We start from the raw sequence: 20544 nt of genomic DNA on the forward strand, positions 1-20544 counted from the left end.
CAAGCTAGGTTATTATTCTGGAAGCAGCTCTAGCACTGTGTGGGACTCTTCTTTTGTGACTTTCAGGTTATAAGATTTGCTCAGACAGAGGACGGTATCTTCTATATGATTCAGGTCATAAACCCCACTAACAAGTAGTCTACTAGTGTTCTGGTCTCTCGTCACAAGCGGGGTATTTGTAAAGCGATTTAGCGATATTAGGAGTTCTGTTAATCTGATGTTATCAGCCTTTGTAAATCCGCTTCCCCAATCCTTATAGCTGGAAACCTCAAAACCTTTGATTGCACCGGTGTTGTGCTCAGTTACTTTGAGCATCTCCCCTTTCTTTATTTCGGCGCGATTTTTATTTTGTTTTATTGGGCTGACGGTGATATTCCCTTCGAGAACAGTGACTTCTGTTACTCCATATCGCTGGTCAATATTGAAAGTGGCCTTATGTGTACGGATCAATGCTTGTCGTGATTCTACTATAAATGGCCAGGTTACCTCTTTACAAATGCTTATTTGGGCCTCCCCATTTAATAGACGTATGCGTCTGCGTGTCTCTGAATAATTGACGAGTACTTTAGTTGTGGCACTCAACTTTATATGGCTGCCATCAGGTAGGGTTTGTTTAGATATTTCCTTGGGGGCTGTTTGGTAACGGCATTTAAATGGCTCCCGTGTCTTTAAATCTTCCATACTTTTCCCCTCGGCTTGGCTCGAAAGCAGAATTGGTCCTGATAGGTGGTACCTTTATCCACTTTATATATTTTATTGTTAGCGCCTGACTTTTTATTATTCCACCTGATTGGGGAATTGATAGGGCATGCTTGTCTCCGATACTGGTTGTTATCTTGCGACGCTTTCTTTTCTTTTTTAAGGGGGATTTGTTGTGATTTTATTAAATGGTAAAGATATTTTGCTGTGGTTTTGCCGTACTACGATAAATTTTATCTGCTTGGAGGTAGGTTATCTTGGCCTGAACCGGGGGATTGTTGCTTTTTTGTGAAATAAACAGGGGGCTTATTAGGGTGGCCTGGGTTACTTCGTGATAGACGATTCAGAGAGTCTCCACGGGAACACTTACTTTTTCGATGTAAAAGAGCTTTAAACGCCATCAGGGGCTAAAGTTGGAGACGTATGAGTTTGGTACATATGTGATATTTGGCATAAAGATTGCTCCTTTAATCTTGTGGGTAGAAGTTCATATTGTGGGAATCGTAAAGGAATTGTTCATCAAGGGAGCTGAAAATGTCGTCACTCTATTTTTCATCGCATGCCATGCCACTTAGAGTCCCAAGTTACTGCTGCTTTGAACTTGGGTCCTGTTCGGACATAGAGTATGAAAGTTACAAAATAGCCCTGTTTAAAAAGGGGATTGCGCTTATCCATCTCAAATTTTCTGATGATTCTGCTGAAGTGATGGAGGATATTGTCAATACCATTGGGTTGGTACATGAGCATGATTCTATGGGGCGAACGGTTTGGGATGTGAGGATTGGTGGTGAGACAGGCGATGAGGCATTGGCTATATCTCATAGTGATAGAGATTTCTTCTTGCACAATGACGGTGCTTTTGAATCGGAGATGCCTGGCTACTTTGGTCTCTTCGTTGTGCACGCTGATATGCATGGAGGCGGAGAAAATATTCTTGTCTGTGCCGACAGGATAATCGAGAGCCTCTCCGATAAAACCTTCCAGGTGCTTTCACATAGTAAGTTTAAACTGCGTGTTCCTGAAGAATTTCGGAAGTCGTCTGAGTTTATAGAGGCATCCTTAATTGATGAGAGCCATGGTTTCAGATACAGGTATGATATTATCGAGCGTGAGTATTGCTCTTCAGACGAGCTTGATGCTTTACGTGAGCTGGAGCTAAAAATATCGTTGCCACATAATATGTTTAAGGTTAGGTTGAATAATAATCAGATATTGTTATTGGATAATCGACGATACCTTCACGCAAGAACTGGAATAAAGGATAGGAAAAGGCACCTTAAACGAATACGTTTTAATATGCCTGCTATATCGAGGGTTGCTTAACGGGTGGTCATAGAGATAGTTATAGTTGGGTTGTTGCTTATTCTGGTAGCAGGTATGGCTCACGGAGCATTGGGATTTGGTTTCCCAATGCTTGCGACGCCTATTCTGGCACTTGCTTATGATTTGAAAACGGCGGTGGTGTTAACCATCTTGCCGTCGCTTATGGTAATTATATCCAGTCTTTATAAGTGCCGAGATTATAGGATTAATTTTTCTAAATATAGTTTAGTAATATTATTGGTGTCTCTTGGAAGCCTTGCCGGAACATGGCTGTTAACCTGGGCAAATCCGGATATTCTCAAGTTGTTACTGGCGGTATCAATCTTGATTTACCTGTTTTCCAATCGTTTAAGGGGTTATCTGTCCAAATTCTCCAGTCGGCCAGTATTTTTTCCTATCATTATGGGCGGTTTGGCTGGGGTGATTGGTGGCGCGACTAATGCGATTGCGCCTCTACTAATGATTTATTTATTGGAAGTTGCCAAGTCTTCAAAGGAAGTAATCCTTATTTCCAATATTTGTTTCTTGATTGGCAAGCTGATACAGCTTTCTGTACTTTCAGTTTACTTGAGTTTTGATGATTTGGAGTTGATGTCGCTATCTGCAATTACCGTATTTGCATATTTTGGACTAATTATCGGATTTAAGCTTCAATCGAGGATTGATGAAGAGCGATATCGATCGATTATTCGATATGCCTTATCAATTTTTATGTGTGTGCTGACCTATCAGGGGATTTCTAATTTGATATTTCCTGATGGAGTAATTGTTTAGGTTCTCTGCTTGAGGTCTCACTGACTGTGATAACCAAATGCCCTAAGCTGGCTCTACTGAATAGCTCTGCTGTTGCAGGCTAATCATCTTTTCAAATGGTTGCAGAAGCTTGGAATACTCTTTTTTATCTTCAAGTTGAGTCATAGCCAAGGCAATACTTTCAATGGTTGATAGACCATCGGCAACAGTGGTTTTCCGGATAGCATAATTGGATTTCAAGTCCCCGCTGAGGTTGACCCTTGGAAGCTGTTGTAGCTTGGGATTCAGGTGGAGAATCTTTTTAGATTTTTTCCAAGTCGCATCAATAACAATTAGCTGTTCAATCGTTTCCAGCTGATTCTGGTGGCTAGGGATATTATTCCCTTCAGCTAATCGGGGTGTTTGGGGTAGCCATGACAGTGACGGATAGAGTAGAGCGCTGGGTGTATCGAGTAGCCTTTCCAACTGTTGATTAGGAAGAGTTTCAGAAATAAGCATTTCACTGTTATTTAAACACAGGTTCGCCATACGCCCGGTATTGAACGGGTGCTTCTCTTCTTGTGGGTGCTGTATGATCACCACTTTTATGGTATTAGCCAGGCTCACCAACGCACTGCAGTAGCAGACATTGGGCGGACGCAGGCAGGTGCTACAGGTCTTTCTGGGCATTTTTCTACTTCAGGGGTACAGGGGCAGGTTTATGGCGAAAACGCAGCCTTCTAATAGTGTTCAGTGGCTGGCAGATATAGAGATTCCGCTAGCGAACAAATTTTATCGCATGTATGGATTTCGTGGCAAAGCCAAACGCCATGAGGACTGCGGGATAGTGCGCGGCGAACGGGGGGAGGTGATTGCCTGCGGTTATTTGCGGCGCTATGAGAGCTTTAAGCTCCTGGCCGGAGTTGCTGTTGCACCAGATCATCAAGGGCAGGGTGTTGCAAGGCAGCTGTTGACGCTCCTTGCTGAACGTTTTGATAGTGACACCTATACATTTCCCTACGACCACCTGGAGCCTTTTTACTCCTCTTTGGGGTTTGAGAGGGTTGAAGTGAATGAGTTAAGTGGCCCTGTTGGGGATTTATTCCGTAGTTACGTAAAGCAGGGGCGCTCGATTCTGGCGATGGTCTACCGTTAGCCTTGGGAAGGTTATTATTTTCAGGTTGGCTTTGAATTAGAAAGAATTACTGTGAAAAGGTGTGTAGTACCTCTAGTTTTGGAATTTTAGTTCTTTCGGGGACAAATTATAGGTAGGGCAGCACTGTAAAAGTGCTGCCCGAGTTGCTACTACCTAGCTGCTATTAGTAAGTGCTAATTTCCCAAATGGAGTAGCCGTACACGGTATTGCGTTCGGTGCAGTCAATCTTCAGGTAACGGTAGTTTCCCTCTACGGTGATTGCGTCGGTGCGTTCACCGGTTCCCATTCCAGAAAATGACTCAACAGTTGTCCAGTTGCTGCCATCGGTACTGCCGAGCAGAGTGTAGGCAGCCGCATTGGCCGTTTCCCAGTCGATATTGAGGGTGCCAATGGACTGTACAGAGCCCAAGTCATAAGTCAGGCTGACATTGTCCACACCGTGGGCGCTCTCCCAGCGGGTATTGCTATCTCCGTCGATTGCCAGTTCAGCACTTTGCAGTTCAGAGGTTGCAGAGATACTTGAAGCCTGACCGTCGCCACCAGTTAAGCCCAGCTCCCAGATGGAATAGCCATAGCTTGTGCTGCGCTCAGTGAAGTACAGGCGTACATATCGATAGCTTCCACTCAGGGAGTGCTCATCGGTTCTCTCTCCGGCGCTACCACCACTAAAGTTGGCCAGTGTGGTCCAGGAAATAGTGTCGTTACTGCCTTGTACCGTATAGGTCGCAGCGTTGGCTGTTTCCCAGTCGATTGTCAGGGTGTTCAGAGCTTCTGCCTCACCCAGGTCCAGTAGCACCCATACTGAGTCACCGCCATGGGCGCTTTCCCAGCGGGTGCTGCTGTTATCATCAACTGCATTTGCGATGGGCTGGATTTCGTTGCTAGCGGTAACGGTAGCCTGTGCAATCAGGTCCTGGCTGCCTGCTTCACCGCTATCGCCAGAGCCTTCGCCGCCGTCCTCGTCGCCTCCACTATCGGAATCGTCACCGGAGTCATCGTTGCCGCCAGTACCGCCAGAGAAGTAGATATTGTCGATCTCGATATCGCTGATTTCTCCATCTACGCCTAGAAGCTCGAATAGTTGAACTACGTTAGACATGTCTACTTCGTCACTGAAGTCGCTTACGGGGATAGAGATCTGGTGCCACTGGCCATCCCGCGCGAAACCGTAGGGATCGGCGCCATTGGCAAAGTCAATCCACTTTTGTTCTACATCGTCAATGCTGCCGCTCTTCATGCCGATCTTAAAGGTCGTGGTGGAGCTGCTTTTCAAAGCAAAATTGAGCGTGGCGGTATCGTTGTCGAAGGCTGACATGTCGTAGTAATAGTCAGCAGTGAAAGCCATACCAAACCAGCCAGCACCTGCGGAGGTGTAGGACAGGGATTCAGAACCTTCGTAGGGAGAAGGAGAAGTTTCGATCAGGGTTTCGCCCCAGATATACAGATTGCCATCAGTGCCCAGTTCGAAACTGGAGTCGGCCTCGGTGTTTTCACTGTATAGGGAGAAGGTGCCGCTTGGCGTGGTTTTTTCGACGCTCTCACTAAAGTAAATATCGTCAATGGAAAGGGTAAAGGCTTCTGACGGTCCATCGCCGCGTACCATAAATGCCTGGCTAATGGTGTTGTAGTCCACCCCAAATTTGCTCAGGGGGATACTCACCTCGTGCCATTGCCCATCCCGTTCCAGGCCAAAAGTATCGCCTTCTACGCTCAGGTCCACCCAGGACTCACCACCGCTGGTACTGTTGATACCGATGCCGATAGTCTCTTCGCTAGTGGTTTTCATGCGGAAGTTCAGGTGACCATTTTGATAGTTCATCAAATTCAGGTCGTAGTGCATCCATACACCCATGCCATACCATTCGCCGGTATCGATTTGGAACTCCAGGGCATCACTCTCGTCGACGCTGGATTGGCTTTCCATATTGTTCCAGACGTAGAGCTCGATATCAGTGCCAAACGTCAGGGATTCGGAAATATCGCTGCTGTCCCCGAACACGCCCAGATTGCCGCTTTTTGCGGTATCGGCAGTCAGTGAGAGCTCGGTGCTGTAGCTGCTGTCATCGTTGTCGTAGATACGTACGTAGTCAATATACATCTTGGCGGGCATTGGGGCAGTGATCTCGCTGTTGTCATAGATCTGCGGGAAGATGCCACCTACTGCCAGATTGAGAATTAAAAAGTTATGCTGGCGAAATTCATCGAATGCGGAATCACTGGTATCCGTCAAAGCTGCGATTTGGTTGGATTCGTCATCCACCCACATAACGATGCTATCGGGCGTCCAGGTCATGCCAAAGATATGGTAATCCTCAGTGAGGTCGGAGCTGGAACCGAAGTCCTCAACCAGGTTTTGCGATACACCATAATCTGCTTGCCCGGTGTAGTCGTCGGACTCGTGCCACCAGTGGAAGGCTCCGGAAATTTCAGAATTTACGACGCCGGCTTCTAGCGCCTCGGCCATACCCGCTTCGAGAATATCCAGTTCGCCACAGGCTGGCCAGCCGGCTTGACCGTAGTCGCTGCCCAGTTGCCAGAATGCTGGCCATAGTCCCGCATCCAAATCCGGCAATTTAATTCGAGCTTCAATGGTTCCGTATTTGTAGGACAGACGCCCGAGAGACTTTAGGCGAGCAGAAGTAAAACTGCCGTCACTTTCCTGTACGGCCTGAATAATCAGGTTGCCGTCTTCGACATAAGCGTTGTCGCTGTCATCGGTATAATTTTGTAACTCGTTGTTACCCCAGCCGGAGTTGCCAACATCGTAGGTCCAGACGGAGGTGTCGATAGTGTCTCCGTCAAAATTATCTTCCCAGACCAAAGTTTTTGCATTGGCTATTGAGGACACAAAGGTGCCGACAATAGCTGCGGCTATCGCTGATTTTTTAATAATCATAATTTTCTTTCGTTGTTAATTATTTATAAGAATAAAATGCCTGATAGGAATGGTGTGACTCAGTCAAATGTTACTTGTGGATTTAATGAATGCAGATTACTTAAATTGTAATTGCCTAAAATTCACGCGAAAAACAGGCGCTGGTCACGGGCAAAGCCTAGCAAAACGATTGTTCCACAGGAAAGCGAATCTGGACCCCTTGTCGCAGTTGTAGTCCTGCTTATCGCATACACTTGAAAAATTATTTTCTTGTAATTTTTTTACAAGAAAATAAATTCCTTTTTGTGTTTTTGTTTGCAAGTGTTTTGTGCGGGAATTCTGTTTTTGGTCTTTCTGTGTTGGGCAAAAGTGCGAGCAAATTTAATCTGGATTTATTGTTGTTGCGCTTTCCATCACACAGGATCATATCTTTAAAAGATAATATCTGACGGCAGACAGGGCGGGTTTTGATGCTGGTGAAAAAATTGGGTGGCGTAAAAAAGAAAAGGGCGCTGCTATTTAGCGGCGCCCTTGTATTTTTAATGTCTACGGGGTCCCTGTGCGCATCGTGCAGGTGGGGTGCAGTTTCCATGGCGATGCTTGTGCCTTTTATGATGAGGGTGGCACTTGTGGGAGTGTGGACGACAGTTGTCATTACTATCGCTGTCTGAGCTTCCGCCGGAGAAATAGATATCGTCAATTTCAATATCGCTGATATCTCCATCAACGCCTAGTAGCTCAAATAGTTGGATAACATTTGACATATCTACTTCACTACTGAAATCAGTAACGGGGATTGATATCTGGTGCCACTCGCCATCCCGTGCGAATTCATAAGGATCGGAGCCGCTGGCAAATTCAATCCACTGCTGGCCAATATCGCTGACGCTACCGCTCTTCATGCCAATCTTAAAGGTGGTTTCTGAGCTGGTTTTCAGGGCGAAATTCAGCGTTGCAGTATCATTATCGAAAGCGGATAGATCGTAGTAGCTGTCGGCAGTAAATGCCATTCCAAACCAGCCGGCCCCGGAGGAGTAATAGGAGAGGGATTCTTCACCTTCGAATGGGGTTTGAGTGGCCTCCAGCAGGGTATCGCCCCAAATATACAGGTTGCCATCAGTTCCCAGTGTGAAAGTTGAATTGGCCTCTGTAGTTTCGGTGTAGAGAGAAAAGACACCGGTCGGGGCTGTTTTCTCAACACTTTCGCTAAAGTAGATATCGTCAATGGACAGAACAAAATCTTCAGAGGCGGCATCACCTCGAATCATAAACGCCTGACTGATAGTGTTGAAGTCCACTCCCAGTTTGCTCAGGGGGATACTGACCTGATGCCATTCGCCATCGCGCTCCAGGCCGTAGGTATCATCACCATCCACCAGATCTACCCAGGCATCTCCGCCACCAGTACTGGAAATACCAATGCCGATAGTCTGGCTGCTGGTGGTTTTCATTTTGAAATTGAGATGACCGTTTTCGTAGTTCATTAGGTTTAGGTCATAGTGCATCCAGAAGCCCATGCCGAACCATTCACCAGCGGTAATATCAAACTCCAGGGCTTCATCACCCTCGGCAGCTTCGGCGCTGACAGTAGCTGACATGCTGTTTTGGTTCCAGACATACAGCTCGGTATCGGTGCCAAGCTCCAGGGATTCGGAGAGGTTGCTGCCCTCGGAAAATACGCCGATATCACCTGTTTTGGCGGTGTCTTCAGCCAGGGAGATTTCTGTGCTGTAGCTGCTGTCGTCGTTATCGTAGATGCGAACATAGTCCACATACATTCTGGCGGGCATCGGTGCGGTGATTTCACTGTTAGCGTAAATCTCTGGGAAGACGCCACCTACCGCTAAGTTCAGGATCAGGAAGTGGTGTTGACGGAACTCGTCAAATGCGGGGTCTTCACTGCCGATGCTAATAATTTCATTGGCTTCGTCGTCGACCCACATGACGATGCTATCCGGTGTCCAGGTCATACCGAAAATATGGTAGTCCTCAGTGAGGTCAGTGCTGGAGCCGAAGTCATCAATAAGGTTTTTCGATTGACCGTAGTCCGCCTGGCCTGTGTAGTCATCGGATTCATGCCACCAATGGAAAGCGCCGGAAACTTCTGAGTTGACCGTGCCTGCACTGAGAGCGTCGGCCATGCCCGCCTCGAGAATATCCAGTTCTCCGCAAGCGGGCCAGCCCACTTGGCCGTAGTCGCCGCCCAGCTGCCAGAAGGCAGGCCACAATCCGGCATCCAGGTCAGGTAATTTAATGCGGGCTTCAATGGTGCCATATTTATAAGTCATACGACCCAGGGATTTCAGGCGGGCGGAAGTAAAACTGCCGTCGTCGTTTTGCAGTGCTTGAATAATAAGGTTGCCATCTTCAACATAGGCATTGGCGCTATCATCGGTGTAGGTTTGAAGCTCATTGTTACCCCAGCCTGAGTTGCCCACATCGTAAGTCCAAACGGACTTATCAATACTGTCGCCGTCGAAATTATCTTCCCAGACCAAAGTTTTTGAATTGGCAAGTGAGGACACACAGGCGCCTACAATAGCAGCCGCGATCGCTGATTTTTTTAAATTCATGATTTTGTCTTTCTTTAATTATCTATGGGGGTGCCAACTTCATTATGTTTTTATAATGGCGGTGATCTGCCACGATGATTAATGCTTGTTGGGCTTGGGGATTTATCTGCTTTTTTATTGTGATATTTATATATTCAGTACAGCAGTAACAGACTAACAAAAAGCCGATTGTTGCATAGGGAAAGCTCGGGCCCTTTGTCGTGAGACTGGTCCAACTTATCGCATATGCAAAATTTTTTTGCTTTAAAATTGGGGACAGCCAGTGCGTATTAATGTGTTTTTACATTGTTTACGTTTTTATTTTTAAATTTGTTGTTGCTTATTGGATTGCCCGCTTGAAACTATTTGCTGAATTAAGGCCCCTTTTAAAATTTAAATTCTAATTTGAAGGCGGGCCGGCGGCGGAAATTAGATTTGGCAACCTGGCTTCCATAGGTGATTTTATTTTCTAGAGTGCTGGCGGCGCTTGTGAGTGCTTCGACAGCGCACGATTTGTCTTTTGGTGTCGGCGCCGGTGTGCAGCCGGCGTGGATTAAGTTTTTTAAGGGTTTGCGGCTTCACCACTGCAGGACGGTTGTATATTCGGTATGGGGCAGCTTACTTAAAATGGAATTTGTAATCTTGCCGCAGGTCGGCACCCATAATAAGAGCCTACTTCTGTGCTGTAATATTCGGTTGTGGCCTAGGAGCGGTTGAACAGGAAGAAACGGTGGAATACAGAGAGATAACTGAGCTTGCCAGAGAGTTGGGCGGGGAGCTGGAAAAGAGAGATTGGCGCGTGACGTCGGCAGAATCTTGCACCGGTGGTGCGATTGCGGCGGCTATTACCTCTATAGCGGGTGCTTCGAATTGGTTTGATGGATCGATCGTGAGCTATGCGAATCGCATCAAGAACGGTGTTATGGGTGTCGACAGCAATGATCTCAAGCAGTTTGGTGCAGTGAGTGAGCCGGTCGCCCGGCAGATGGCTTGTGGTGTTCTGGCGATGATGGATGCCAATCTCGCCGTTGCGGTCAGTGGTATCGCGGGGCCTGATGGTGGCACTGCTGAGAAGCCGGTAGGTACGGTTTGGATTGCCTGGGCCCATGCGGAGGGGCAAGAGCCAGTGCAGATTGATGCGAAGTGTTTTCTGTTTAGTGGTAACCGGGCAGAGGTGCAATCGCAGACGGTCGTTGAGGCGCTAAAGGGAATGTTAAGGATTGTCCGTGAGCACCCGGTTTGAACTTGTCCACCGGGTCAAACTTTGTTCGTTTGCCCCAGCTTTAGGCTTCTTTTTGAGGCGTGGCTCGCTCAGCCTGAAGCTGGTACTCAGTATGAGGAATTACTGGTTGCCTATACAGTAATCCTTCGTTAAGCTTGCCACCACTCAATTCAGCTCAGAAATACGGGAATGGTCATGGATTCCAATAAAGACAAGGCATTAAAAGCGGCGCTATCTCAGATTGAACGTCAGTTCGGTAAAGGCACTGTGATGCGTATGGGAGACAAGGAGCGCGAGCGTATTCCTGCGATCTCCACCGGCTCCCTCGGCTTGGATGTGGCCCTGGGTATAGGCGGCTTGCCGCGTGGCCGTATCGTTGAAATCTATGGACCAGAATCCTCCGGTAAAACCACCCTCACCTTGCAGGTGATTGCCGAGGCCCAGCGCAATGGTGGCACTTGTGCTTTCGTGGATGCTGAGCACGCCCTCGACCCTATCTACGCTGAAAAACTGGGTGTTAACGTCGATGAGCTGATCGTATCCCAGCCGGATACCGGTGAGCAGGCGCTGGAAGTTGCCGATATGCTAGTGCGCTCCGGTGCCGTTGATGTGCTGGTAGTGGACTCCGTTGCGGCCCTGACCCCGCGCGCTGAGATCGAAGGTGAGATGGGTGATTCCCACGTGGGCTTGCAGGCTCGTTTGATGTCCCAGGCTCTGCGTAAGCTCACTGGTAATATCAAGAACACCAACACCCTGGCGATCTTTATCAACCAGATCCGCATGAAGATCGGTGTTATGTTCGGCAGCCCTGAAACCACCACTGGTGGTAATGCCCTCAAGTTCTACTCTTCTGTACGCTTGGATATCCGTCGTATCGGCTCCGTTAAAGATGGCGATGAGGTGGTGGGTAACGAAACCCGAGTGAAAGTGGTTAAGAACAAGGTAGCTCCTCCGTTTAAGCAGACCGAGTTCCAGATCATGTATGGCGAAGGCATTAACATGATTGGTGAAATCGTCGATTACGGCGTGAAGATGGGACTGGTGGATAAAGCTGGGGCTTGGTACAGCTACAAGGGCGACAAGATTGGCCAGGGCAAGGCGAACGCTACCAAGTTCCTGCGCGATAACCCCGACATTCGTAACGAGATTGAAGGTCAGTTGCGTGCGCAGCTGCTCGGTGATTTAGTGCCTGCGACCCCTGAAGAGGCTGCGGAATTACCGGAAGAGTAAATGCCGTACTCAAAAGCGGATTTTTCCGTTGATCCAGCTCAAGCGCTTTTCAGCGCGGCGCTTGAGCTGTTGACCCGCCGCGAGCACTCCCGCCATGAATTGAGGCAAAAGCTCGCGGCAAAATTCCCCAGCGCCGATTTCGACACGCTTTTTGAGCGCCTACACGAACTCAACTATCAATCCGATCAACGCTTTGCCGAAGTTTTTGCCCGCTCCCGTGTCCAGCGTGGTCAGGGGCCGATGCGTATTCGCCAGGAGCTACAGCAGCGCGGCGTGCGCGGTGAACTAATTGCCCAGGCGCTGGATCAGTTGGAAGTGGATTGGTTTGAGTTAGCTGCGGAAATGCTTCAGAGAAAATACCGGGCCCCTATGAGCGCAGAGCTTCCACGGGATCAGTGGATGAAGGAGCGAGCGCGGCGCCAGCGATACCTGGCTTACCGGGGCTTCCCCACGGACGCGATTAGCTGGGCGCTGGACGGCAATTAATCGGGCTTATACTCTGACTACTACCTGAATGACTGGTCGATAGGTTTCGGCCATTTTTCAGGTACAGAAAGAGACTAAAAGAATAAGCGCGAGAACCCTATGATCCTGTCTATTGACCAGGGCACCACTGGTACCACAGCTTTTATCTTCGATAGTAAGGGCCACCTGATTGGTCGCAGTTACTCGGAAATTCCCAATCGTTATCCCCAGCCTGGCTGGGTTGAGCAGGATGCGGAAGAGATTTGGTCGGTAACTCTCCGGGTCTGTGCCGCAGCACTCCAGCGCGCTGGTGTTCGCGCGTCGGATATCACCGCAGTGGGAATTACTAACCAGCGCGAGACCACGATCGTCTGGGATAGGTATACCGGCGAGCCGGTTTTTCCTGCGATTGTGTGGCAGTGCCGGCGCTCGGCGGAGGTATGCCGGGAGTTGGGGGAACTCGGCAGGTCTGATTGGTTGCGAGAGCGCAGTGGCCTATTGCTGGATGCTTACTTTTCCGCAAGTAAGTTGACTTGGCTGTTCCGCCGTAACCCGGATTTACTAACCCGAGCTCAAAATGGCGACCTGTGTTTCGGCACCGTAGATAGCTGGTTGATCTGGAAAATGAGCGGTGGCAAAGCCCATCTCACCGATCACACCAATGCTAGTCGTACCCTCCTGTACAACATAAAAGATAAAGCCTGGGATAGTGAGCTGCTGGATTTTTTCCAGTGCCCTGAATCCATTCTTCCCAGAATTCTACCGTCGGCTGGCCACTTTACCGATACAGACCCCCACGCTTTTCTCGGCACATCGGCTCCGATTTGTGGTGTTGCCGGGGATCAGCAGGCAGCACTGTTTGGCCAGGGTTGTACAGAGCCCGGCAGTATTAAAAATACCTATGGAACTGGCTGCTTTATGCTGGCTTTTGCCGGCGAGGATCGCCCGGAGCTTCCCCAGGGGTTGCTGGCTACAGTGGCCTGTGATGCCCAGGGTAATCCGGCCTATGCCGTAGAGGGTTCAGTTTTCACAGCGGGCTCCGCTATACAGTGGCTGCGCGACGAGATGGGAATGATCCAGCAGGCGGTGGATACCGAAATCATCGCCCAGAGTATTCCTCATACCCGCGGCGTTTATCTTGTGCCTGCATTTAGTGGACTGGGTGCGCCGCACTGGGACCCATCGGCACGGGGGACTATTTGCGGCTTGAGTCGGGGGGCTGGTCGAGCTGAGGTGGTGCGTGCCACTTTGGAATCTATAGCTTACCAGAGTGATGAGCTGGCTCGTTTGATGGAGCAGGCCCTGGGCTTGCCGATTACCCATATGCGTGTGGATGGGGGTGCTTGCGCGAATCATTTCCTGATGCAATTCCAGGCGGATGTCTCCTCTTTGCGTGTTGAACGGCCCCGGCAGATTGAGTCCACAGCTATTGGTGCTGCGTTGCTGGCTGGTATTGGAAGTGGAACCTGGCGACCAAAGGAATTACCGGAGTGTTTGCAGGAAATTGAACGGGACTTTATGCCGGCAATGACTCAGGCGGAGAGGGAGCAGTTGTTGGCTGGTTGGCGGAGGGCGGTAAAAGCCTGTAAAGCTTTTTAGGCTGGACCGCCTATCCTCTTAGCGTAATAACCTAAGGGAGGGGTAGAGATGTCACATATCGATATGCTGGAGGAAACTGTAGCAACTTTGGTCGATGGTCAAAGAGGCATCCTGGCTGCCGATGAGAGTGGCGGCACTATTGCAAAGCGCTTTGCCACGATTGGAGTGGATTCCACCGAGAAAAACCGGCGCGACTACCGTGCTGCGCTGCTGTCCTGTAAGGGGTTGGGTGAATGTGTCAGTGGCGTTATTTTGTTCGAGGAAACTCTGGGGCAAAAAGATGCCGAGGGTCAGCCCTTGCCGGAGGTGGCTGCGTCACAGGGGATAGTGCCGGGCATTAAGGTGGATAAGGGCAAGGGCCCTCTGCCTGGAGCGCCTGGGGATATGATCACCTACGGGCTGGACGGGTTGTCTGAGCGCTTGCAGCAATATAAAAAGCAAGGAGCTCGCTTCGCCAAGTGGCGTGAAGTCTATCCTATAGGCCATCACAACCCCACGCGCCTGGGGCTTACCGCAAATGCTGAGATGTTGGCCCGCTATGCAGCGGTATGCCAGGCCGAAGGGGTGGTTCCTATTGTCGAGCCAGAGGTTCTGATGGACGGTGAGCACGATATAGAGCGCAGTGCGGCGGTAAATGAGCGGGTTTGGCACTCTGTGTTCCACGCCCTCCACCAGCACGGGGTAATACTGGAGCTGATGTTGCTCAAACCCAGTATGGTAACCCCAGGTGCGGAGGCGGAAACGGCTGATCCTGAGCAGGTGGCCGAATACACCCTGCGCAGCTTGCGGCGAACGGTCCCCGCAGCAGTGCCGGGAATTAACTTCCTTTCCGGGGGGCAGGGGCCAGAAGAGGCCACAGCTAATCTCAATGCAATGAATCAGCAGGGTGGTGGCCCCTGGCAGTTGAGTTTTTCCTATGGGCGCGCACTACAAGAGCCAGCACTCGCTGCTTGGCAAGGGCGCCCGGAGAATGTTGAAGCAGCCCAGGAAGCGCTACTTAAACGGTCCCGCATGAATCATTTGGCCATGCTGGGCAGGTACCGCGAAACCCTGGAATAGCAAATAGCTAGCAAAATAATAATCAATAAGGAGATTGCAATGGAGTTTGTCACCAGGGGAGTGACGCTGTATTACCGGCGCTGGTGGGTAGAAGAAGCTGTGGGTGTAGTAGTTATATCTCACGGGTTGGGAGAGCACAGTGGGCGTTACAGTGAGCTGGCGGAGGACCTCAATCGAGCAGGGTACAGTGTCTATGCCCTAGATCATTATGGCCATGGATTGTCGGATGGGAAGCGCGGGGATATTGAGGATTTTGCACTTTATAGTGAGGATCTAAATGAATTTATCTCCTTGGTAAAAAGTGGAAACCCCGGACTTGGGATGCATCTTCTTGGCCACAGTATGGGAGCTGTTATCGCCTGTGGCTGTGCTATTCGATATAAATCTGTCGACAGCTTAAATCTTTCTGCACCGGGCTTTCGCGGTAAAAGTGAGCCCAAAGGCCTTCTGTTATGGCTCGCGCTATTTTTGGCTCGCTGGCTTCCGGGGTTGGCTCTTTCCAGCCAGATAAATAGTCAGTGGATATCTCGTAGTCCAGATGTGGTCAAGCGGTATGTCAGTGATGAACTTGTACATCACAGCATCTCTCTGCGCTGGTTTAAGACTTTTTTGCAGGAGCGGGAGTTTTTATCTGGCCGGTTGGATGGGATATCTATGCCTTGCCTTCTGTTATTGCCGGAATCAGACCATATTGTCGATGTGGAACTCAGTCGCAAGTGGTTTGGACAGGTAGGGTCAAAAAACAAGCAGTTGCACTGTTTCTCAAGGTCTTACCACGAGGTATTTAATGAAATAGAGGAGGGGCGTTTAGCCCGGGAGCTGCTACTTAGCCATCTCAATTCTGTTTCAGTAGAGACTGCTTCTGTCATATAAGGGTAAAAAAGCGCTAAGCCAGCAGGTGGCGCAGCAGAAGCTATGGCGAATACCGTGTAAAAGCGTATGAAGCATTGTATGATACGCGGTCATTTTTGCCCATCGGAAGTATTACCGAGGGAAAATAGTGGGGTGGAACATGGATAAAAAGTTGCTGAGCCTGTTGGTATGTCCGGTGAGTAAAGCGCCGCTTGAATACCGAGAGGACACACAGGAGCTGGTTTGCAAGGCCAGTGGTCTAGCCTATCCGGTGCGAGACGGTATACCGGTAATGCTGGAATCTGAAGCGCGGCAGCTGACAGCCGAGGAGAAGCTGGAAAAGTAAACCAATGGGTGAACCCAGCGTTTTCAGTCAAATTATCTCGGGAGATATCCCTGCTGAGATGATCTACGAGGACGACCAATGTGTCGTTATTGAGGATCGCGCGCCACAAGCGCCGACCCATCTCCTCATTATCCCACGCAAACCCCTAGTGAATTTATCCGCGGCACAGGCTGAGGATAAATCCCTGCTCGGCCACCTGATGTGGCTGGCGGCAGAATTGGGGCGCAAGCTGGGGCTCGAGGGCTATCGACTGGTAGTTAATAACGGTCGAAGCGCAGGTCAAACCGTATTTCACCTGCATGTTCACCTGCTTGCCCAAAAAAGAATGCCCGAACAGGGGCTGGCACAGTAGTGGAACAGAAGTGACACCGTGTCACTGACGCCAATCAAATAAAACTCAACTAACGAAGTGGAATTACGCCGGATGAAAAGCGCACAGATTCGCGACGCCTTTCTGAATTATTTTGCTGAGCAGGGCCATGCCATTGTGCCCTCCAGCTCCCTGGTTCCGGGCAATGACCCGACGCTGTTATTCACCAATGCCGGCATGGTGCAGTTTAAGGACACCTTCCTGGGGCAGGAAAAGCGTTCCTACAATCGCGCCACCAGTTCACAGCGCTGTGTACGTGCAGGAGGCAAGCATAACGACCTTGAAAATGTCGGTTACACCGCACGGCACCACACGTTTTTTGAAATGCTCGGTAACTTTAGCTTCGGCGACTACTTCAAGCGCGAAGCGATTCGCTTTGCCTGGGAGTTCCTGACCAAAGTATTGAACTTGCCGGAAGAGCGTCTCTGGGTAACCGTACATATCAGCGATGATGAAGCCGCTGATATTTGGCTGAAGGAAATGGGAGTGAGTGCCGAGCGCTTCTCCCGTCTCGACGAGGATAACTTCTGGCAGATGGGTGACACTGGTCCCTGCGGTCCAAGTTCTGAGATTTTCTACGATCACGGTGCCGATGTGCCCGGCGGCCCTCCCGGTTCCGATAATGACGACCTTGATCGCTATATCGAGATCTGGAACCTGGTATTTATGCAGTATGAGCGCACCGCTGATGGTGAACTGCACCCACTGCCCAAGCCCTCAGTGGATACCGGCATGGGGCTGGAGCGTATTGCCGCCATAATGCAGGGAGTACACTCCAATTATGAAATTGACTTGTTCCAAGCGCTGCTGAAAGCGGCGGGAGAAGTGGTTGGCTGCAGCGACCTGGAAGAGAAATCCCTGCGAGTGATCGCCGACCATATTCGCTCTTGTTCATTCCTGATTGCCGATGGCGTAATGCCTTCCAACGAAGGCCGTGGATTTGTACTTCGCCGCATTATTCGCCGCGCAGTGCGCCATGGCCACAAACTTGGGCACAAAGATATCTTCTTCTACAAGCTGGTAGAAGCGCTTGCCGAGCAGATGGGTGACGCATACCCGGAGCTGCGTGAAAAGCAGCAGCTGATTGAGAATGCGCTGCGCAAAGAGGAAGAGCAGTTTGCGAAGACTCTGGATAAGGGAATGGCGCTGCTAGAGGATGCCCTGGCTTCCCTCGAAAGCAGTGAGATCCCCGGTGAGTTGGTATTTACTCTGCATGATACTTACGGCTTCCCGACAGACTTAACCCAGGATATTGCCCGTGAGCGCGATCTATCCCTGGATATGGATGGGTATGAAGCTGCTATGGAAGCCCAGCGCCAGAGAGCTCGCGCTGCCGGTAAATTTAAACAGGACTATACCGACGTCCTCGAACTGGAAGGGGCTACAGAGTTTCTCGGTTACAACGCGACCGAGGCAACAGGCAAAGTGTTGGCCATCGTCAAAGGTGGTGAGCAGGTTGAGCGCCTGGAAGACGGTGAAGAGGGTGCAATTGTTCTGGATAGGACCCCCTTCTACGCAGAGTCCGGTGGTCAAGTAGGTGATAGTGGCTATTTGAGTTCCGGTGATGCCCGCTTTGAAGTGCGTGATTGCACCAAGCAGAGCGCGCACCATTTGCATACTGGTAAGGTGTTGAAGGGGGGCATCGCTGTGGGCGAAACCCTTGAGGCAGTCGTATCTGCAGATGTTCGTCAATCCACCGCCCTGAATCACTCTGCAACCCATCTATTACATGCCGCCTTGCGCAAAGTGCTGGGCGAGCATGTCACCCAGAAGGGCTCCCTGGTGGACTCCGAGCGCCTGCGCTTTGACTTCTCCCACCCCGAAGCCGTAACGGCAAAGCAACTGCACGCGATTGAATCCCTGGTTAATAGCCAAATTCGCGCAAATACCCCAGTTGAAACTCACGAAACCGATATTGAGTCTGCAAAAGCGATGGGCGCTATGGCTCTGTTTGGCGAAAAGTACGGCGATACTGTGCGTGTACTTTCCATGGGCAAAACCGATGACAAGGCTTTTTCCGTTGAGTTGTGTGGCGGTACTCACGTGAAGCGCACCGGTGATATTGGTTTGATTCGCATTGTTGGGGAAAGCGGTATTGCTTCCGGCCAGCGCCGAATCGAAGCGGTTACTGGCGCTCACGCAATGTCTTTGTTTGATCAGGCGCAGCAGCGTCTGGAGCATGTAGCGACTCTGCTTAAGGCGCGTCCGGACTCCTTGGCTGACAAAGTTGAACAGTTGCTGCTTAACAATCGAAAACTGGAAAAAGAGATTGCCCAGTTAAAAACCAAGTTGGCCAGTGGTGCTGGCGGAGACCTTTCCGCTCAGGCCATTGAGTTGGCGGGCTTTAAGTTGCTGGCAACCTCTATTGATGGAGCTGACCCCAAATCACTGAGAGATCTGGCGGATCAAATGAAGAATAAGCTGGGCAGTGGCGTGGTGCTGCTGGCGGCTCCGGGAGACGAAAAGGTGGCTTTGGTTGCCGCAGTGACCCAAGACCTGACAGATCGTCTTTCTGCGGGTGACCTTATGCGCTTTGCTGCCGGGAAACTGGGCGGCAAGGGTGGCGGTCGAAAAGACATGGCCCAGGGTGGTGGAACCGATGTGTCCGCGCTCCCTAATATGCTGAAAGAAGTGCCAAATTGGATTGAGCAATCCTTAAACTAGTTAAGTTTTGTCAAATTCGTGGTCTGAATTCGTAGTTGAGTTGATTTCGCAGAGGTTTGGTGATTAAGTGCGCGCCTGCACGAGTTGGGCAGGAAGCGTACTTATTGTGGAGCTAAGGAAACACAGTAAGTTATGAGTTTGTTCGTGCAGAAGTATGGCGGGACTTCAGTTGGCTCAATTGAGCGAATTGAAGCTGTGGCCGATAAAGTCGCCGCGTTTCGCGCTCAGGGACATGACATGGTTGTCGTTTTGTCTGCCATGAGTGGTGAAACTAATCGCCTGATTGATCTCGCTTATCAAATCCAGGAAAAACCAGATCCCAGAGAATTGGATGTTCTGGTTTCCACAGGAGAGCAGGTCACAATTGCCCTTTTGAGCATGGCTCTGAAGAAGCGTGGTTATGACGCCTGTTCCTACACGGGTGGGCAGGTAAAAATTCTTACGGATAATGCTCATACCAAAGCTCGCATTCAAAGTATCGATGTGGAGCGAATGCGCACCGATCTCGATGAAGGCAAAGTCATAGTTGTGGCTGGTTTTCAGGGGGTGGATGACGACGGCAATATCACCACACTTGGGCGCGGCGGGTCTGACACGACGGGTGTGGCGTTAGCTGCGGCGTTAGATGCTACCGAGTGCCAGATTTATACCGACGTGGACGGGGTCTATACCACTGACCCTCGAGTGGTCGACAGTGCACGCAGACTCGATCGAATCACATTTGAAGAAATGTTGGAAATGGCCAGTCTTGGCTCCAAGGTTCTGCAGATCCGCGCCGTAGAGTTCGCCGGTAAATACAAGGTTCCCCTGCGCGTACTCTCAACTTTTGAAGAGGGTAACGGAACCCTGATTAGCCTGGATGAGGAAGATAACGATATGGAACAGCCAGTTGTATCCGGTATCGCGTTTAATCGCGATGAAGCAAAACTGACAATTCGTGGAGTGCCGGATACCCCTGGGGTTGCATGCCGAATCCTGGCACCGGTCGGCGCTGAAAATATCGAAGTCGACGTTATTGTTCAAAATATCAGTGCTGTCGATGGCACGACTGATTTCACCTTCACTGTTCACCGCAATGATTTAGGTAAGGCTCGCGATGTTTTAGAGCGAGTTTCTGCGGAACTTGGTGCGCGAGAGGTGATCACAGACGACAAGATCGCCAAGGTTTCTATTGTTGGCGTAGGTATGCGTTCACATGCAAATGTGGCTAGTCGTATGTTTAGTGCCCTGGGTGAAGACAATATTAATATCCAAATGATCACTACTTCTGAAATTAAGATCTCAGTGATTATTGACGAGCGTTATTTAGAGTTGGCTGTCCGAGCGCTGCATAGCGAATTTGAGCTTTCAGACAAAGAAAGGTAACGAGATTTTATAGCCGGCCTGCAGGCGGAAAAAAC

At 50.0% G+C, this 20544-nt stretch carries 17 protein-coding genes; 13 read left to right on the forward strand and 4 right to left on the reverse strand.

Features of this window, described 5'->3' with window-relative positions:
* Positions 1-12 precede the first annotated feature (12 nt).
* On the reverse strand, positions 13-681 hold the full coding sequence (locus ACYX4J_RS05115; RefSeq protein WP_476178016.1) for a FecR family protein: 669 nt from the start codon (positions 679-681) through the stop codon (positions 13-15).
* A 552-nt stretch (positions 682-1233) separates the two neighbouring features.
* Here ACYX4J_RS05115 and ACYX4J_RS05120 point away from each other — a divergent pair.
* Both ACYX4J_RS05120 and ACYX4J_RS05125 read left to right on the forward strand, forming a co-directional pair.
* Positions 1234-2022 (forward strand): TauD/TfdA family dioxygenase, encoded by a 789-nt coding sequence (locus ACYX4J_RS05120; protein WP_476178017.1) that lies wholly within the window; start codon positions 1234-1236, stop codon positions 2020-2022.
* 3 nt (positions 2023-2025) lie between these two features.
* Positions 2026-2796, forward strand: a complete 771-nt coding sequence (locus ACYX4J_RS05125; RefSeq protein ID WP_476178018.1) for a sulfite exporter TauE/SafE family protein — start codon at positions 2026-2028, stop codon at positions 2794-2796.
* 42 nt (positions 2797-2838) lie between these two features.
* Here ACYX4J_RS05125 and ACYX4J_RS05130 read toward each other — a convergent pair whose 3' ends face one another.
* Positions 2839-3444 (reverse strand): tRNA-uridine aminocarboxypropyltransferase, encoded by a 606-nt coding sequence (locus ACYX4J_RS05130; RefSeq protein WP_476178019.1) that lies wholly within the window; start codon positions 3442-3444, stop codon positions 2839-2841.
* A 31-nt stretch (positions 3445-3475) separates the two neighbouring features.
* On the opposite strand from ACYX4J_RS05130, the gene ACYX4J_RS05135 reads away from it, so the two are divergent.
* Positions 3476-3910, forward strand: coding sequence for a GNAT family N-acetyltransferase (locus ACYX4J_RS05135; protein WP_475712118.1), 435 nt, complete (start codon positions 3476-3478; stop codon positions 3908-3910).
* Positions 3911-4073: 163 nt separating this feature from the next.
* Here ACYX4J_RS05135 and ACYX4J_RS05140 read toward each other — a convergent pair whose 3' ends face one another.
* A complete protein-coding gene (locus tag ACYX4J_RS05140; protein ID WP_476178020.1) occupies positions 4074-6806 on the reverse strand; it encodes a discoidin domain-containing protein in 2733 nt (910 codons plus the stop codon).
* A 518-nt stretch (positions 6807-7324) separates the two neighbouring features.
* Complete coding sequence (locus ACYX4J_RS05145; RefSeq protein WP_444925601.1) at positions 7325-9358, reverse strand: glycoside hydrolase family 16 protein; 2034 nt, start codon at positions 9356-9358, stop codon at positions 7325-7327.
* A 709-nt stretch (positions 9359-10067) separates the two neighbouring features.
* On the opposite strand from ACYX4J_RS05145, the gene ACYX4J_RS05150 reads away from it, so the two are divergent.
* The 10 genes from ACYX4J_RS05150 to ACYX4J_RS05195 all read left to right on the forward strand — a co-directional run bounded on the left by ACYX4J_RS05150 (position 10068) and on the right by ACYX4J_RS05195 (position 20509).
* On the forward strand, positions 10068-10580 hold the full coding sequence (locus ACYX4J_RS05150; protein ID WP_476178021.1) for a CinA family protein: 513 nt from the start codon (positions 10068-10070) through the stop codon (positions 10578-10580).
* A gap of 174 nt (positions 10581-10754) precedes the next feature.
* Positions 10755-11789, forward strand: a complete 1035-nt coding sequence (recA, locus tag ACYX4J_RS05155) for a recombinase RecA (RefSeq protein WP_108735301.1) — start codon at positions 10755-10757, stop codon at positions 11787-11789.
* Entirely contained in the window at positions 11790-12275 is a 486-nt protein-coding gene (locus tag ACYX4J_RS05160; protein ID WP_413662886.1) for a regulatory protein RecX, read from the forward strand.
* Positions 12276-12374: 99 nt separating this feature from the next.
* A complete protein-coding gene (glpK, locus tag ACYX4J_RS05165; protein WP_476178022.1) occupies positions 12375-13853 on the forward strand; it encodes a glycerol kinase GlpK in 1479 nt (492 codons plus the stop codon).
* Positions 13854-13901: 48 nt separating this feature from the next.
* Positions 13902-14912, forward strand: a complete 1011-nt coding sequence (locus ACYX4J_RS05170) for a class I fructose-bisphosphate aldolase (protein ID WP_282933751.1) — start codon at positions 13902-13904, stop codon at positions 14910-14912.
* Between the two features lie 39 nt (positions 14913-14951).
* The gene (locus ACYX4J_RS05175; protein WP_476178023.1) at positions 14952-15785 is read left to right on the forward strand and encodes a lysophospholipase; all 834 of its coding nucleotides are present in this window, start codon (positions 14952-14954) and stop codon (positions 15783-15785) included.
* 139 nt (positions 15786-15924) lie between these two features.
* Positions 15925-16110: a Trm112 family protein gene (locus ACYX4J_RS05180; RefSeq protein ID WP_108734085.1), complete on the forward strand. Its 186-nt coding sequence runs from the start codon at positions 15925-15927 to the stop codon at positions 16108-16110.
* Between the two features lie 4 nt (positions 16111-16114).
* Positions 16115-16462 carry a histidine triad nucleotide-binding protein gene (locus tag ACYX4J_RS05185; protein WP_413662882.1) on the forward strand — a complete coding sequence of 116 codons (348 nt, stop codon included), beginning with the start codon at positions 16115-16117 and terminating at the stop codon, positions 16460-16462.
* A gap of 72 nt (positions 16463-16534) precedes the next feature.
* On the forward strand, positions 16535-19144 hold the full coding sequence (alaS, locus tag ACYX4J_RS05190; protein ID WP_476178024.1) for an alanine--tRNA ligase: 2610 nt from the start codon (positions 16535-16537) through the stop codon (positions 19142-19144).
* A gap of 132 nt (positions 19145-19276) precedes the next feature.
* The gene (locus tag ACYX4J_RS05195; protein WP_413662880.1) at positions 19277-20509 is read left to right on the forward strand and encodes an aspartate kinase; all 1233 of its coding nucleotides are present in this window, start codon (positions 19277-19279) and stop codon (positions 20507-20509) included.
* Positions 20510-20544: the final 35 nt, after the last annotated feature.

Source organism: Microbulbifer sp. ABM4_008, assembly GCF_056311705.1.